We start from the raw sequence: 16,893 nt of genomic DNA, 5'->3' as shown, positions 1-16,893 counted from the left end.
GACTATAGACAAACTCGTTTGTCTATAGTCTTTTTTTTAACGGCTTAGATTTAATATTATCCTAAATCGTAAAAATTCACTTCGCTTTCCGCGGGCACGTCGTAAGCCGCAACCCTCGCTTGCGCGCGGCATGTTGCGTCTTACATTACGTGCGTTCTGAGCAGGAGTCTACGTGAATTTTTACTTTGTGATAAAAAATCTAGGAACTGCCTGTGTCATATATCCTTTTTGTAATAAACACCTTTGAATGGCATTTCTAAGCTGGTAAAATCCATAAGGAAAACTAGTTTTTCCACAGTGATCTATGTGGTGTGTATGTTGATTTCCATTCCAAGCACTCCCTTTCCGCAGGCACGGCTCTAACTAATTTTGTGGCGCTAAACCACAAAAATGGATTTTCCGCCGTTCTGTCCTGAGTAGGAGTGTCGCGCCCTTTATTCTAATCACCTGGTGTTATCTACTAATATAATAAAATTGTTTGAGTGCCTGTCACTCGCATGCGTTCTCGCAAGAGTCTACATAGCTTTCGTTTGAAGATTCTGAATTATTCCGGTGCCTGTCACCCTATATTCTGTGTTTGTCATGAGAACCTTTATTTGTTATAATATAGTATGTTGTGATGTTTCAAAGTTCGGGAGGTGCAGTGTATGCATACAGCAGTATTAGTAGCTTTAATTATCGTATCATTAGCATTGATTGTCGTAGTCTTATTACAATCTAGTAAAAGTGCAGGCTTGTCAGGTGCCATCTCGGGTGGAGCTGAACAACTATTCGGCAAGCAAAAAGCACGTGGTATGGATTTAATTCTTCACCGTACAACAATTGTATTATCCATTTTATTCTTTATTTTAGCAGTTGCGATTGCAAAACTATAATAGTTGAAGATATGCCGCCTAACCTCGAATGGTTGGGCGTTTTCTTTTATCTTTTAGTTCAAAGCGTAATGTTGATATTATGTACATAGTTAAACGAAGATAAATAGGTATGAATTATACTAAATATGGACTAAAATAAGCCAATGTATCATGGATATGGCTATAATAGAGAGTATATGTTTTACAGTGAAGGAGAACTTGCGAATGAATAAATCATTATCACAGCCATTTTTCTTTCAAGCAGGCCCTCGTGCTGTGTTATTATTACACGGCTTTACAGGTAGCTCGGCAGATGTGCGTATGCTTGGTAGATTTTTAGAGAAAAAAGGGTATACTACATTAGCGCCGCATTATAAAGGCCATGGTGTGCAACCTGAAGAACTCATTACAACAGGTCCAGCCGATTGGTGGCAAGATGTCAAAGCGGCCTACCAACAATTACAAGATGCTGGCTATCAAGAAATTGCGGTGGCAGGCTTATCACTTGGCGGTGTGATGGCTTTAAATGTAGCGCTCAACAATCCTGTACAAGGTATTGTGACAATGTGTGCACCAATGACCATGCGAACAACAGACGTAATGTTCGAAGGCGTCTTAAAATATGCAAAAGACTATAAAAAATTTGAAGGTAAAACTGAAGCGGAAATTGATGCAGAAGTGGCGTTAATTGCTGACAAAGGGATGCCATCATTACAAGAACTTCGTGAGTTTATTGCGCAGACTCGAAAAGAAATTGATATGATTTATGCCCCTATATTTGTCGTACAAGCGACAAATGATGAGGTTATAGAGACAGAATCTGCCAACATTATATATAATCAAACTGAGTCACTAGAAAAGTATATCAAGTGGTATGAAAACTCAAAACATGTCATTACATTAGATCAAGAAAAAGATCAACTACATGAAGATATTTATCGTTTTTTAGAAGGGCTAAATTGGGCACACTAAAAAAGAATAAGGATTTTTATATGAGGGAGGGAATAGTATGACAGACAAAAAAGATTCACTACAAAGTCGTTTACTCGATTTTTTCGGTGAAGAAGAATATAAACCGTTAACCGTTGGAGAAATCGAAGACGAATTCGGGTTTGAAGATGCAGAAGAATTTAAGGAGCTTGTCAAAACACTCGTGCGAATGGAAGGGCAGGGCTTAGTTGTTCGCTCACGCTCCAATCGCTACGGCTTACCGGAGCGCATGAATTTACTCCGTGGTAAATTTATCGGTCATGCAAAAGGATTTGGCTTTGTGACACCAGATATTGAAGGGATGGATGATGTATTCATTCCACCGCACGAAGTAAATGGTGCCATCAATGGCGACACGGTCCTAATTCGCGTATTAAAGGAATCTTTTGGCGATCGCCGTGAAGGCACTGTGACAAAGGTTGTGGAACGCGGACAAACAACATTTGTAGGCACATTCCAAGCAAATAGAGGCTTTGGCTTCGTCGTATTGGACGATAAAAAACTACCAATGGACATCTTTATCGCAAAAGGCGATACATTAGGTGCGGTTGATGGTCACAAAGTTGTCGTGGAAATTGCCACATGGCCAGAAGATTTAAAATCAGCAACAGGCTATATTACAAAAATTTTAGGGCATAAAAATGATCCAGGTGTCGATATTTTATCTATTCTGTATAAACATGACATTCCACCAGAGTTTCCAGAAGAAGTCATCGCTGCTGCACAACGTGTGCCAGATGAAATTTCACCAGCCGATTTAGAAGGTCGTCGCGATTTACGCCATGAAACCATCGTTACTATCGATGGTGCAGATGCAAAAGATTTAGATGATGCGGTAACAGTGACAAAAAATGTAGACGGTACTTACAAGCTTGGCGTACATATTGCAGATGTCAGCTACTATGTAACACAAGGCTCTGTAATTGATATTGAAGCATATGACCGAGCGACAAGTGTCTATTTAACAGACCGCGTTATCCCAATGATTCCACATCGACTGTCAAATGGTATTTGTTCATTAAATCCACAAGTAGACCGACTAACGCTATCATGTGAAATGATTATTGATGGCAATGGGAATGTGATTGCGCATGAAATTTTCCAAAGTGTTATTAAAACGACAGAGCGTATGACGTACAAAGATGTTTATAAAATTCTAGAAGAACAAGATGAAGCGCTAATTGCTCGCTATGAGTCGCTTGTACCGATGTTTAAAAACATGGCAGAGCTATCGAAAATTTTACGTCGCAAACGTGAGCTACGTGGTGCCATTGACTTTGACTTTAAAGAGTCGAAAGTAATCGTCGATGAAGATGGCTGGCCAGTCGATATTGAACTGCGTGAACGCACTGTAGCAGAGAAGTTAATTGAAGATTTCATGCTTGCAGCGAACGAAACAGTAGCAGAACATTTCCACTGGATGAATGTACCGTTCCTATACCGTATTCACGAAGATCCAAAGCCAGAAAAACTACAACGCTTCTTTGAATTCGTCACAAACTTCGGTATTTTAATTAAAGGTACAGGCAATACGGTGCATCCAAAAGCATTGCAAGATGTGTTAACAGCCATTGAAGGCATGCCAGAGGAGCCAGTTATTTCGACGATGTTACTACGCTCTATGCAACAAGCGAAGTACTATCCAGAAAGCATTGGTCACTTCGGTTTATCGACAGATTTCTATACCCATTTCACATCACCAATTCGTCGTTACCCTGACTTAGTTGTCCACCGTTTAATTCGCACGTACTTAATTAATAAAGATACGTCGAAAGAAACGCTTGCACAATGGGCAATGGCAATGGATGAAATTGCCGACCATACATCTGAACGCGAACGTCGTGCAGTTGATGCAGAACGCGATACAGACTCGCTGAAAAAAGCACAATATATGTCTGATAAAATCGGTGAAGAATTCGAAGGTATTGTGTCTTCTGTTACGAACTTTGGTATCTTTATCGAGCTACCAAACACGATTGAAGGACTTGTGCATATTAGCAATATGACGGATGATTACTATCGCTTCGATGATCGCCAAATGATGATGATTGGGGAACGTACAAACCGCCAATTCCGCATCGGTGATGAAGTCAAAGTACGAGTTGCAAACGTCATTATCGAGGAGTCATCAATTGACTTTGAAATCGTAGGAATGGTAACTTCTTATGGAAGAACAAGAAAAGCCACACCTACTGTTATTCATGCACGTAAAAACTATAGCGACAACAAAGACGGACGCAGTAGCCGAAGCAATCGTTCAGGCGGTGGCAGAGGTCACCGTGACGAGGAAAAACCAAGCCGTGGCGACTCTTCAAAACGCAGAGAACGCGGTGACAGCGATCGCGATCCACGTGGCCGACGCAAAGATAGTTCAAGCCCTGGCCCGAAAAAAGGCGTAAAACAAAAACAAAAGTTTTACGAAGGCATCGCTAAAAAAGGCAAAAAGAAAAAACAAAACGTAAATAATGAAAAAATCCAGCGTGAGCAGGCTAAGCCCTGCTCAACCTTTGAATAGAGGGTGAACTAAATGGCAAAAGGTACTGGGAAAGTATTAGCACAAAATAAAAAAGCGGGACATGACTACTTTATTGAAGACACAATTGAAGCGGGCATGGTACTAACAGGCACAGAAATTAAAGCTATTCGTGCAGGCAAAGTCCAATTGCGCGACTCATACGTTCGAATTACAAACGGCGAAGCATGGATTAGCAACATGCACGTTAGCCCATTCGACCAAGGAAACCGTTTCAACCACGACCCATTACGCGCCCGTAAATTGCTCCTACATAAAAAGCAAATCGGCGAACTAGTCGGCGCAGTCAAACGCGACGGTTACACCATTATCCCTTTAAAAATGTACATTAAAGACGGCTACGCCAAACTACTAATCGGCGTCGGCAAAGGGAAAAAAGACTACGACAAACGCGATGACATGCGCAAAAAAGAAGCAAAACGCGAAATGGAACGCACCTTCAAAGCAAAAAATCAATACTAGTAGATTACGAGGAAGGCTCACCACTTGTTGTGGTGAGCTTTTTTCAATGATGTTCGCAGGTATTTGAGAGGGTGAGGAGGCTTACCCGCGGAGTGATTGAGAATACCCGCGAAATGGGGAGGTTTACCCGCGGAGTGAAGGAAAATACCCGCGAAGAGAGGAGGTTTACCCGCGGAGTGATGGAGAATACCCGCGAAGAGAGGAGGTTTATCCGCGGAGTGATGGAGAATATCCGCGAAAATATGTGATTTACCCGTGAAGTGAGGTAGTTTACCCGCGGAATAAAGAGAAATACCTGCGAAGTAAGATGGTTTACCCGCGGAACAAAAATAATATCACCTAAAGAACAAAAAATTTTCCATTTACTTGAGATTTTATTAAAGTTTTTACGTTGTTAAAGTAAGGAGGTGGGGTCTCATGGATATGCAGCTGTTACAAAAAATCATTGCCGGGGATCAACAAGCATTTCGCATCATTGTTGACACATATAAGCAGCCACTTGTCAGCTATTTAACATATCAAACGAATGACGAGGAATTGGCGAAAGATATTGCGCAAGAATCATTTATTAAATGCTATGAAAACTTACTTCATTTTAAAGGTGGCTCTTTTAAGGCATGGCTTTTTCGTATCGCGATTAATCAACTAATTGATTTTAAAAGAAAGCATAAGGAAGATGCAACACCACTTGAGGAAACACCCTCATTAGAAACACCAGAAGTATTAATAATCAAAAAAGAACAGAACGCGTTACTTCAGCAATGGCTTGCAACATTGGAACACAAAACGCACCAAGTTTTCGTCCTAAAGTATGCCAGTAATTGCTCCTATGAAGAAATCGCTGAGACACTTAATATTCCAATATCGGAAGTACGAAACCGACTGCATAGAACAAAGAAACGGCTAAGAAACGCTATGTTGAAGGGAGAGATTAATAATGAACTGCTTATCAACTGAAGAAATGCACGATTTTATCGATGGACGAATAGAAGATAACAAAATGATGCAAATAGACAAGCATATTCAATCATGCGCAACCTGCTCTGCATTATTGGATGAACAACTTGCAACCGAACAGCTAATAAGCTCCCTGTTTCCTCCAGTACATGTTGACGATTCATTTACAAATCAAGTGATGAATCAATTACCAAAGAAAAAGGCTTCGCTTACAAAAAAGCGAGACTGGCGAGCAACTTTTGTAGCAGTCGCATTCGTCACAGCAGCATTATTATTTCTAGTATTTTCGACTATGCAGCAGGAGCCAGCAACTAGTTCTACACCCATTACGATAAAAGTAAAAGACGTTAAGCTCACAGATGCTTATATTACAGTGACTCTAGCGACATTTGGCTATAATGGTGACGAAAATTTCTTCAATAAAGCAACCGTGGGGGAAGTAGCACTCGTACTACCAAGCGGAAAAAGTGAAATAGCTAGTTATACTGCAGAGCAATCAATGAATGAGATTAAATTTGAGTTCCCCTTATTTAATGTGACACATGATGAATTTAAACTTCTTTTTAACTATCAACACATTTATGACGTAGATGGTCAGTGGACGTTTGAAGTACCGATTGATCGCAAGGAATTGTTAGCTCAAACAGAGACTGTCACGCTACGTTCTGCGTTTGAAAAAGACGGCGTTAACGTAAACTTTATCCGTGCGCAACATGGACCACAGAACTCTCTCTTCAAATTTGAAACAACATTTACGGAGGACATGGCAACATTTGTAGAGCAACAAGTTGAAAAGTTTACATCTGATTTACCGCTAGCAGAAAAAGAAGCTTATGCTGGCTATAATGCACAAATATTATATGACGTTATTGACGCTGATGGACAAAAATTACAACGCTCGATGCCAGAAGATAACGTAAATATTCAAGATGATCGCTACGCTCATACTGAAACAATTAGTGCCTATCCAAGTGTAAAAGTAGGCGGCTATATAGCTGTTACTGGTGCCAAGTTTGAGTTGCCGACGAATGTCCGACATCCGCTAACTTTGGACCAATTACCTTACTCCTTTACTTATAAAGATACAGTATATGAAGTAAAGCTCTTACCCAACAAACGTCTTGAAATTTCGTCAGACGCAAAGGCAACGACGATTAACAACTGGCATATTACAGTGAACAATAAAACAGCATGGGATACAGCCCGTGTTCGAAAAGATAAAGAAAAACAGTATACAACAATCACATTCGATGAGGAGATTCAATTAGATTCGTTTATCCTTTACGGTCAAACAGAATTACAATATGTTTACTTTGATGAACCAATTCGTGTGGATATACGATAACCTAAAAACACCTTTTGATTAATAATTTTCAAAAGGTGTTTTTCATTTGCTATGCTTTTTTGGCGTTGAAAGGGGACATATCAATCTGTAAATAAGGCACTATACTTGAAGTAAAGCTTGGTTTGTTTTATAATATGAATTGTTAATGCCAGATGTATTGAAGCGTAGTACTACTCTTCAACCGTACTAGAAGCAATTCTAGCTCTTTGTTTGATCGACGCCACGTGGCTCGCATCATATTCAAGGGGACGTTACGGATTCGACAGGGATGGTTCAAGCTTTGGTCGCGCGTCGGAGGTCTCGGCTCCGTCATCAACGGAAGTTATATAATAACTGGCAAACAACAAAACTTAGCTTTCGCAGCGTAAGCTCGTAAGCGCTCTGCCTCTCTATCGCCCATGTAGAGTACGTAGGGCCCAACTTTAGTGGGATACGGTCGATGGTGCCACCTGAGTCACTGGCAAGAGATTTCCAGGTTAGCGTACAGGACGCCTGTTTGTCGGCATAATGCTACGCGAATTGCGAATGGACAAACTACACGCGTAGAAGCTGAAGTATTGGAGTCTTTGGACGCGGGTTCGACTCCCGCCGTCTCCATACATTGGAAACAATATAGTTTCAAAAAGTGTCAAATTCCTTGATATATCATGGGTTTGGCGCTTTTTTTATTTCAAAAACTTTCAACTGATATCAAACGGTTTTGGGTCATTTTTTGGGTCAAACTAGGTCAAAATTGGGTCAAAGAATTAGCGTGAATTGATGTATGCATCAAACTTTTCAATTGTGCTAGCTTTGGTTTTCTTGGTTACATGCGTATAAATATCCATTGTCGTTTTAACATCTGTATGTCCTAGCCTCTCCTGTACTTCTTTAATACTTGCACCCGCTTCAAATAATAATGAGCAATGGGTATGGCGTAAACCATGTGTAGTAATAGGTTGAAGCTTGTATTTATCAATTACTTTATGGAGCCACTTTTGCGTTTGAACAGGTTGAATGAAGCGGTTATGTTTATTGCTAAATACGAGTTGTTTTTTATTAGATGTATTAATGCCTTTTTCTAAATAAATCTTACTTTGCTGGAACTTCCATTTTAATAGTAAAGACATTGACGTTTCATCCATTTTAATTGTTCGCACTACACCATTTTTAGTTGTCTTCAGGTACAATCGACAATCCTTGCCGCGTGAAATCGCTTTGTTAATACGAATTTCACTTCGTTCAAAATTGATATCATTCCACGTCAGTGCTAATACCTCGCCTTTACGCATACCTGAATAGCTCAATACATGAAATATTGTATAAACCATTAGATTATCTTGCTGTTCATAGCTTTGAAGTAGTTTTATTAATTGTTCTCGTTCGTAAAAGTTTTCAAATTCTGCCTCATCTAAAACGATTTGCTTTCGCTTCTTAGGCATCTCAACCAATGTAAAAGGATTTTTATCAATGTAGCCATGTTTAATCGCATAATCGAGAACTTTTGCAGCATAGGACTTAACCATGCGAAACCGCTTTAGCTTTTTAGCCCACTGATTTACATGCTTTTGGCAAGTTGCAATATCAATCCTGTCAACTTTATAAGTACCCATAGCAGGTAAAATGTGATTTTTAAAGATACCGATAGTTTTTACAAATGTACTTTCTTCAACGCTGTTTTCGTACTGCTCAACCCACATGTTATAAATATCTTGATACGTTTCATATTGTTGTTTTTTATATGTGCCACTGTATACCTCGAGCTGTAACTGATTCATAGCATCTTGAGCTTCTTTACGTGATTTAAAACCACGTCGAGTAGTAGTTAAAGGCTTTCCAGTTAATGAATCTGTACCAAGGTAAAACTTAAACATAAAACGCTTTTCGCCATCTTTTAATGTGTACTCTTTGATTTGGGGATTTCTCGCCAAAGTAATTCTTCATCTGTACTGCTTACGGAGACAGAGTGTAAGGTGAGTAGTACCTTACATACTTATCATATTATGTAAAGTGTTTGAAGACAAATTAGAGTTTATAGAAAAATAAAAGAACAAGCTAAAAAACTTGTTCTAATAGTGCATATATTGAATAAAATTTTTAAATGCATTAGTCTTGATTTCATCCGTTTCGATAATATAAACATCTGAAGTAATATCTTTAAAGCTATGACCTAACCTTTTCTTTATTTCATATGGTGTTGCACCACTTATAGTACATTGTTGCATGTGTACGTCTTAAATCATGGGGAGAAATCTTTTTGAGTTTATATTTTTCTTGGATATTATTGCACCAGTCCCAAGCCTTAGATGGATAAGTAATATTATTTTTCTTATCAGAAAATACAAGCTTCATTAACCATGGAATCATCTCCCAATATATTTTAAATATTATAGCCACCAAAAAATATATTTCTAGAGATGAACTATTTTTCAGCTAAATAAATTTTTGTCACATCTTGTCGATTGTGTCCTATTAGTTGTGCAACTTTTAAACGAGCAGCATCTTCTGAGTACCCTTGTAAAATAAAAGAGTCATACTGCTCTTTTGCATAAGCGTGCCTGAAGCTGTGCATAGTTATTTCAATCCCTTTTGGACGGAAATTCAATGGATCAATGATTTTAAGCCGGTTATTTTTAATGAAGTCTTGAACACGTTGAATTACTTGATGTGCCTTTTGACTAGGTGGAACAAAGATTTTTTGACCACGCGAGATGTTTTGTATAGCAGCCTCTAAAGTTGTGATGGCTACGTCATTAAGTGGTACTTTTCGAATAAGACCACCTTTTCCCTTAACCGTTAAAAAGTTTTCTCTGAACGCTCTTTCTACATCAGAACGGTTCAATCTAACTGCTTCATGAATACGTAAACCCATTTCCCTCCCTAGAATAATTATTAAGCCCATTTCTGGATTTCTAGTTTGCTTAGCAAGGTTAATTAATGCTCGATATTCCAAATCTGTGGGGCGACGATCAATTCGACCAAAACATCTTCTCTCCAAATTAAAATTGATAGATGTTTTACTTAATACTTGGTTACTACTTAGTACATAGCGTGTTTGCGGGATTTGATCGTGAAAATAACGTATAGCAGCTAAATCATTTTTAATTGTGGAAGCTGATTTTCCTTCACTTTGACGTTCAATAACATATTCCACGAGATGTTTATTTTGAATATTAGCCAGCGTCTTCAAATTAAAGTTATCTGCCAAGAAGCGGCAAAATAAATCCATTTGGCTATAATACTGTGGTAAGGATTTATGAACGCTTATTCCTTTTGCATGCCGGGCTATTTTATTTAACTGAGACATTAAATTTAAGTACGCACCTTTATTACTTAAATCATCATTTTTTTCTGCAGCATTTCGTAGTTCAAATTCTGTTTTAATCCATCCTCTATTTCCGATCATAAACAATCCTTTCTGGTATATTTTATTATGATTTTAAAAAAGAGCAGACTTCGCCTATATAAAATTTCTAATATCTTTATGAGATTTATATATATAGCACTTACGAAAGTTCGTTGTCACAAGAATTTCTAACTCTTAAAACCTTCTGTCTATATGGAACTGTTAAAAGTTACTTTTAGGTTTATATCCTCATAAAGCGTTGTTAAGTACTACTTTGCACAACTTTAAGCAAGTTTGCTTAACGCTTATTAAGCGGGTGCAGCTTACTTATGCCAGCAATTCTGCTAGCTTCTATCAAGATTAGAAAAGCAAGGTCAATGTCCGCAGACATAAAATTTTCAAAGACAATTGTTAATAGTAAATCTACTTTTTCAAAAAGTCTCATTTACACTAGGCGATAATTTATTCACTCTTGCCCGTGGAGTGTTAGCTTCTTGTAGTTTTAGGTGTATTATCACCGTTTATGGTTGTCCCCAAGCTAATATAATATTGAGACATTGATGTTTAACTGGTATTTAGCAACAGCTAGTCGATTCAGACCAAATCAGAGGTAAGCAACAGCATAATCTGAAATTGGATTTCTTTTATATAAACCGTTGTGTTAAGCATCTAGAGCAAAAAATCAACGGGCTTTATTGCTCCTTACGTATAAATTGTTAGAATTCTAGCCAATTTAATAAAATTGGATTAATCGATATAAGTGAATAAGTTTTAGAATTTATGAGATTGTTATAGTTGTTTGTGAATTGTTAAAGGAAATTAAATGCTTATTAAAGAATATTGAACACAATTTAAATGAGATTATTAATAGATACACCGTAGAAAAACAGAGATTTTTTAAAAATTATCACAAAAGTGATTAAAAGTGGATTGTTAAATTAGGGAGATTAAAGTGAAAAAAATTAATGTTAATACTTATATATTAACAGTTAGATTTAACCATTCTAAGAGTGAAACTGAATTAAATATAGTATTAGCTAAAGGTGTTAAGAATCGTAACTTTAAGATGTTAAGTTTCTTATAATAAAAACTAATTTTAATTGAAGTTGTTAGATTAAACATGATTTATACCATCAAAAATAGGATATATCTACTTTATATGAATATGATATTAATGTTAAGGGGATTTAATCTTGTGTTAGAAAGAACTAGAGAGAGAACGAAAATTTAGGTATTTTAATTACAATCAGAAAAAGGAACGTATGTTGCCATTTTTGGTTAATCGCTTATAATTGAATATGTAGAGTTATTCTTTAAGGAAGAGAAAGGTATACCATTGTGATTTTTATGTTCTTTTTGAGTTTTTTATAAATCTAATTAGCGAAGGAAGGGGATAAGGGATATACTTTACCTGATAGGGAGAAAATATAAAAAATTATAAAAATATTTTTTCGATATACTAATAAGAAGTATATGTAAAACTGTAGCGTAACTCTTTACATTTTGAAGCATACTTTAATTTAAAGGCTTTACGCTTGGATGACCAGTATGGTATTTTTCGGACAGGCCCGCTTTTTTGTTTGAAAAACAGTAGATTAAAATAAGCTTTCCACAAAATTTAATTTAATAACATCAATTATTAGAACATAGGGATATACCAATGATAAAGATAAGATATTCTGAAATATTTCAGGGAATTCTCTAATTATTTCAAAGTCTGCATGAAATTACCTAAGGTCAATTTAGATAATTATTAAAAAAAGACAATGTGATTAATAATATGATAATATTAAAAAATCAATAAGAATAAGGTGAGTTCAATTGACATACAGATTCATAGATTTATTTGCAGGTATAGGTGGTTTTAGAGCTGCTATTGAAAGTATAAATAATAAAGAAGTAAAATGTGTATTTTCTTCAGAAATAGATAAATTCGCTAAAGAAGTTTATAAGTATAATTTTGGTGAAGAACCAACAGGTGATATTACAAAAGTAAAAGCTGAAGATATTCCAGATTTTGATTTATTAGCTGGTGGTTTCCCTTGTCAACCGTTTAGTTATGCAGGGCGATTAGAAGGATTTGAAGATCAAACTAGAGGTACGTTATTTTTCGATATTGTCCGTATTCTTTCCACAAAGAAACCTAAAATGTTTATTTTAGAAAATGTAAAAGGCCTAAAGTCACACAATAAAGGTGAAACTTTAAGAATTATTGAAGAAACACTTACTAAACTAGGTTACGATATACATTGGGAAATACTGAATAGTTATAATTTTGGTGTTCCTCAATATAGAGAAAGATGGTTTTGTGTAGGTTTTGACAAAACTGTTGATTTTAAGTTTCCAAAAGGAAATAAAGCAGGTACAAAATTGGCTGACATTGTTGATATAAATAATGATGACCCAACATTAAGGATAACAGATTTTGAAATTCAGCGTATAATCCATCATTTTAATTCTACAGATATTAGAGTACAACATGATAATTCAAAGTATGCACCTAATACAAAAAAAGGAAAATACGGTGTGTTTTCTTATCTAAAGCCAGATAAAACATTAAGATTCCATATCGGTGATACAGCTAAAACTCAAATTCAGGAAGCTTATTATAGTAGTATGGAGAGTGTTGCACCAGCAATTATCGCTACTAGAGAGCCAAAATTATGGGATTTACGTCGCAGATTATCTGTTGAAGAATGTAAAAAATTACAAGGTTTTCCGGATTGGTTTGACTTTAATGTTTCAAATACCCAAGCTAAAAAACAATTAGGTAATGCTGTTACTGTACCAGTCGTAAAGGCTATCGTAGAAGAAATGTTTTTACAATATGAAAACTCAAATTCAACTAGAAAAAAAATTGATACTATTATAGAAGAACAATTATCTTTACAATTATAATAATAAAAAAGCTGCTTAAAATTTAGTTTAAGCAGCTTTTAATTTTTGTGATAGTAAACTCTCATGTACATATTAATATTTTTTTTGTAACAAGATCTATTAATTCTATATGTCGTTCTTTAAAGCTTAAATTCATATTAACACCAATTAAAAATAATGATGGGTTTCCTGGTGAGGAAATATTAATTTTAATGGGTTCACTAGAAATATTGGAAGGGTAGATTAAACAACCAACAACACTTTTTAGAGTTTGAGTATAAAATAATAATTGATATATATCTGATGAATTAACAATATCCGCATTTTTGATGTCGGGATTGAATTTCTTATTTTTAACATCGAAAATTGCTCGAGCTGTGAAAGCAAATTCATTATAATCTATTAAAATATCTGGAGAATAACTTTTAGATAGGGATACTTCTTCAAAAGTGATTTTGGCGAATTCCTTTGGTTTCTCCCATTTTCTAACATCATTTTTTAATGACTGTTTCAGTACTTTCCTGATATATTTTTCGAAAATGTCATTAGAATTTACTAAAAATATTTTAGATTCTAGTCTCCCATTACTATATGTAGCTTTTATATTCATTAATATTTCTATAGCCATATTTATAGCTAAGTTATAAAAACGATTTGTAGAGAAAATTGAAAGAGCCTCTCTTTTATCTATTTCTAAAATAGTAGGAGTATAATGTACTGTTTCTACATTTTCGAAATTAACTAATATATCTCTAATAGTAATTTGTTCTTGGATGCGAGGTTCAATTTTTAATATTTTTAATAATGCAGCTTTTAAAATACGATTAGAACTAGTATTAAGATTGTAGTCAACTCTTTGATTAGGTATACCCTTTAAACTAATAAAGTGGGGATTATAACTTGTGAAATCTATTTCACCATAAAGTATCTTGGAAAAGACAACTTCTTTGTTGAAATGACCCGTCAAACCTTCTTTGACTAAAGATCTACAAATATTGATATATAAGGTGAATAATACATCATCAATTCCAGATTTTGAAAAATCATAACCTTCAATAATTCCATGAAGAGATTTCTCACTATTAACAAATGCATACATTTCAAATATTCTTTGCATAGTCATACATTCGTTTCGAGAGTTAATTTCAATTATATTGTCTCCTAACTTTATTACACCTACAGTATAATCTGGAAAGGATAGAGAGTTATTTTCAATCGAAATAGGTAGATCTGAAAAATTGGTTAGAGATTTTTTTAAGATTTCTATACTTTCGAGATCTAAATGAAGTTTCTCGTTTTCTGTAATTTGTATTTTATTCATTTGTTTGGCCTAGTGTAAAATTTTGAATTTCACTAATAAATTCCTCGCCTATTATTCTTTTTGGTAAATTGTCTCCTAATAAAAAATTTATCTGCTCTTGATCACCGAAACAATATTCCTCTATCATAGGCAAAATTTTGTAATTAAAAAGTATTTCTAGATTTTTATTATTCCAGTAGTATGCACCATTTGAATCTATTAATTTGTAGTTAAAGAATATAGCATGTCCTATTACTAGATCTTTATTATTATGACTTTCTACTAACTTACTATTTAATTTTTCTAATAAATCTGCAATTGATATTCCACATTCTGTTTTACAAACTTCAATTAGTACATCAGAAGTAGGTGGGCAATATATATTAATGAATCGTCTTCGAAGAGCATGATCAATTGAACCGATTGTTCTATCTGAAGAATTCATTGTACCAATTATATAAAGGTTTTCAGGTAAACTAAAACTTTCTAGTTTATTATCAATTAAAATTTCAACACTATTTCCACGATCCAAACATTGAATCGTTTCTCCGAAGACTTGACTTAAATTTGCACGATTAATTTCATCAATCAGCAATAAGTGCTTAGCATCCTGTTTAGTTGGGTTTTCAGAGTGATATTTTTCTATTTTTGTAATGATATTTTGTAAAATACCAGGTTCATATTTTACATCATTTCCTTTTACAATATAACCACCTATAAATTGTTGATAAGAATATTGAGGATGGAATTGAATTTTTTCAGTAATTCCGAAGTTACCATTTTGCTTTAGTTTTTCACTTAGAAACGATTTAGATGTACCTGGAGGACCACTTAAAATTACTTGTCCATATAAGTCTAAAATCTGCTCTAGCTCTTCTGTAGTAATTAATTCATTATCTCTTTTCATAATAACTCCTTTAAAATTATTTATTATTTTTGGATCGACAATTTGAATCATATTTGGATTTAACCAAGTTAGACTCTTTGGTTTATTTAATAATAAATTTCTAATTTCTTTTGAATTATGTATTTTATTGGAAAAATTAAGTTTGATGTTACTAGATGTAGTGAAGAATACTGCTCTTTCTTCAGGTGTGATATTATAATCCAAAATGAATTTATTAATCAATTGGTTAACAGTGAAAGGTTTATCAAATTCTAAAAATCTACTGTTCCAAATTGATAGAGAAATCAAATCTACTTTTTGTTTACTTATATTGCATTTTTCTTTGAAAACATCTAAATAATTGTATGTGAATTTTAATTTTTCTTCGTTTGAATCGTATATTAAGATCTTACGCCATTGCACACCTCCACCGATAATATTATTTTTAAATCTACTACCTATCCACTTATTCCAATCTTCAGACGGCTTCTGATTCCAATTATTAAATTCAAAAGGATTTAAGAAGTTTAATTCTCGAGGAATATTTTCAAATGGATTAAATAAGCTCGTTAAATTAAATGTTATAGGTTTTGCATAAGTATTAATATTTGATATAGGTTGGGAATCTAAACTATTTATTTTACAAGCTTTCAATAATAAAAAATGGAATAGCATGTTGTTTTGTTCACTATTCCTAGTGTTTTTAAGGTTATTTATTGATTCAACAATAGTTTCCGTTGAAATAAAATAAGGCATTTTTTCACCTCGATAATTTTTGTATAATCTAAGGATATTAAAAAAATAAACCAATTACAATATATGTTAGGAGAGGATTTTATTTTTTTAAAAGATTTGAAATCAAGTGCGGTCATAAGCATCCAAACAAAATACTTAAATTTAATTTTAGAAAGCAAGAAAGTTTTTGAATATAGAAACTTTATTCCAAAAAAACATAATGGGTACTTTTGGGTCTATGAGACTTCACCTATTAAAGAGTTAAGATATATTATGAAAGTAGGTAAGGCAATTGTATTTCCTGATGAAAATTAATATAGATACATATGGTAGTGCAAGATTTAATTCTGGAGAAATGAAATGTAAATATGCATATCCTATATTAGAGATATACGAATTAAATTGTGACTTAAGCTATTCGGTTTTGAAGCAACACCGATTTGTACCTCCACAGGCTTTTTCATATCCTGAGTTGTTTAAGTATATTATTGATTATGGTTTTATTAGTAGTAAAGGAATAATAAATGAATTTTTATAGTGTTACTTTATAGTGTAATGATAAAGTAGCAAACTCTCTATTTGAAAAATTAGAAGGTAATAATAAATTTTTGAACTAATGGTATTTTATA

General features: G+C 34.5%; 13 protein-coding genes and 1 other RNA gene. 9 read left to right on the top strand and 5 right to left on the bottom strand.

The features are described 5' to 3' along the window. The first annotated feature begins 647 nt into the window (after window positions 1–647). The 8 genes from secG to ssrA all read left to right on the top strand — a co-directional run bounded on the left by secG (window position 648) and on the right by ssrA (window position 7,741). A complete protein-coding gene (gene secG / locus T479_RS18380; protein WP_024363917.1) occupies window positions 648–875 on the top strand; it encodes a preprotein translocase subunit SecG in 228 nt (75 codons plus the stop codon). A gap of 204 nt (window positions 876–1,079) precedes the next feature. Further along, window positions 1,080–1,826: an alpha/beta hydrolase gene (locus T479_RS18375; RefSeq protein WP_024363918.1), complete on the top strand. Its 747-nt coding sequence runs from the start codon at window positions 1,080–1,082 to the stop codon at window positions 1,824–1,826. A gap of 37 nt (window positions 1,827–1,863) precedes the next feature. Next, on the top strand, window positions 1,864–4,359 hold the full coding sequence (gene rnr / locus T479_RS18370; RefSeq protein WP_025220482.1) for a ribonuclease R: 2,496 nt from the start codon (window positions 1,864–1,866) through the stop codon (window positions 4,357–4,359). 12 nt (window positions 4,360–4,371) lie between these two features. Continuing rightward, window positions 4,372–4,839, top strand: a complete 468-nt coding sequence (gene smpB / locus T479_RS18365; RefSeq protein ID WP_024363920.1) for an SsrA-binding protein SmpB — start codon at window positions 4,372–4,374, stop codon at window positions 4,837–4,839. Window positions 4,840–4,931: 92 nt separating this feature from the next. Continuing rightward, a complete protein-coding gene (locus T479_RS23820) occupies window positions 4,932–5,087 on the top strand; it encodes a hypothetical protein (RefSeq protein ID WP_158497905.1) in 156 nt (51 codons plus the stop codon). A gap of 169 nt (window positions 5,088–5,256) precedes the next feature. After that, a complete protein-coding gene (locus tag T479_RS18360) occupies window positions 5,257–5,796 on the top strand; it encodes an RNA polymerase sigma factor (protein WP_025220481.1) in 540 nt (179 codons plus the stop codon). Continuing rightward, window positions 5,777–7,141, top strand: coding sequence for an anti-sigma factor family protein (locus tag T479_RS18355; RefSeq protein WP_025220480.1), 1,365 nt, complete (start codon window positions 5,777–5,779; stop codon window positions 7,139–7,141). The genes T479_RS18360 and T479_RS18355 overlap by 20 nt, the downstream gene beginning before the upstream one ends. Before the next feature lie 244 nt (window positions 7,142–7,385). Beyond that, window positions 7,386–7,741: a transfer-messenger RNA gene (gene ssrA, locus T479_RS23370) on the top strand. 146 nt (window positions 7,742–7,887) lie between these two features. Here ssrA and T479_RS18350 read toward each other — a convergent pair. From T479_RS18350 to T479_RS18345, 3 genes are all read right to left on the bottom strand, one after another. Continuing rightward, window positions 7,888–9,051 carry a site-specific integrase gene (locus tag T479_RS18350; protein WP_025220479.1) on the bottom strand — a complete coding sequence of 388 codons (1,164 nt, stop codon included), beginning with the start codon at window positions 9,049–9,051 and terminating at the stop codon, window positions 7,888–7,890. Between the two features lie 138 nt (window positions 9,052–9,189). After that, window positions 9,190–9,345, bottom strand: coding sequence for a hypothetical protein (locus tag T479_RS23815; RefSeq protein ID WP_158497904.1), 156 nt, complete (start codon window positions 9,343–9,345; stop codon window positions 9,190–9,192). A 197-nt stretch (window positions 9,346–9,542) separates the two neighbouring features. Next, window positions 9,543–10,526 (bottom strand): tyrosine-type recombinase/integrase, encoded by a 984-nt coding sequence (locus tag T479_RS18345; RefSeq protein ID WP_025220478.1) that lies wholly within the window; start codon window positions 10,524–10,526, stop codon window positions 9,543–9,545. Between the two features lie 1,761 nt (window positions 10,527–12,287). Between T479_RS18345 and T479_RS18340 the strand changes: the two genes are divergently transcribed. Continuing rightward, complete coding sequence (locus T479_RS18340) at window positions 12,288–13,364, top strand: DNA cytosine methyltransferase (protein WP_025220477.1); 1,077 nt, start codon at window positions 12,288–12,290, stop codon at window positions 13,362–13,364. Between the two features lie 61 nt (window positions 13,365–13,425). Here T479_RS18340 and T479_RS18335 read toward each other — a convergent pair whose 3' ends face one another. Together T479_RS18335 and T479_RS23005 are read right to left on the bottom strand one after the other, a co-directional pair. Further along, a complete protein-coding gene (locus T479_RS18335) occupies window positions 13,426–14,664 on the bottom strand; it encodes a 5-methylcytosine restriction system specificity protein McrC (protein WP_025220476.1) in 1,239 nt (412 codons plus the stop codon). Further along, window positions 14,657–16,285, bottom strand: a complete 1,629-nt coding sequence (locus T479_RS23005) for an McrB family protein (RefSeq protein ID WP_025220475.1) — start codon at window positions 16,283–16,285, stop codon at window positions 14,657–14,659. Before T479_RS23005 ends, T479_RS18335 begins: the two co-directional genes overlap by 8 nt. Between the last annotated feature and the right edge of the window lie 608 nt (window positions 16,286–16,893).

The organism is Lysinibacillus sphaericus (genome assembly GCF_000600105.1).
Taxonomy (GTDB): domain Bacteria; phylum Bacillota; class Bacilli; order Bacillales_A; family Planococcaceae; genus Lysinibacillus; species Lysinibacillus sphaericus.
The sequence above is the reverse complement of the archived record's forward strand: the minus strand, read 5'-3'. Positions and strand labels throughout refer to the sequence as shown.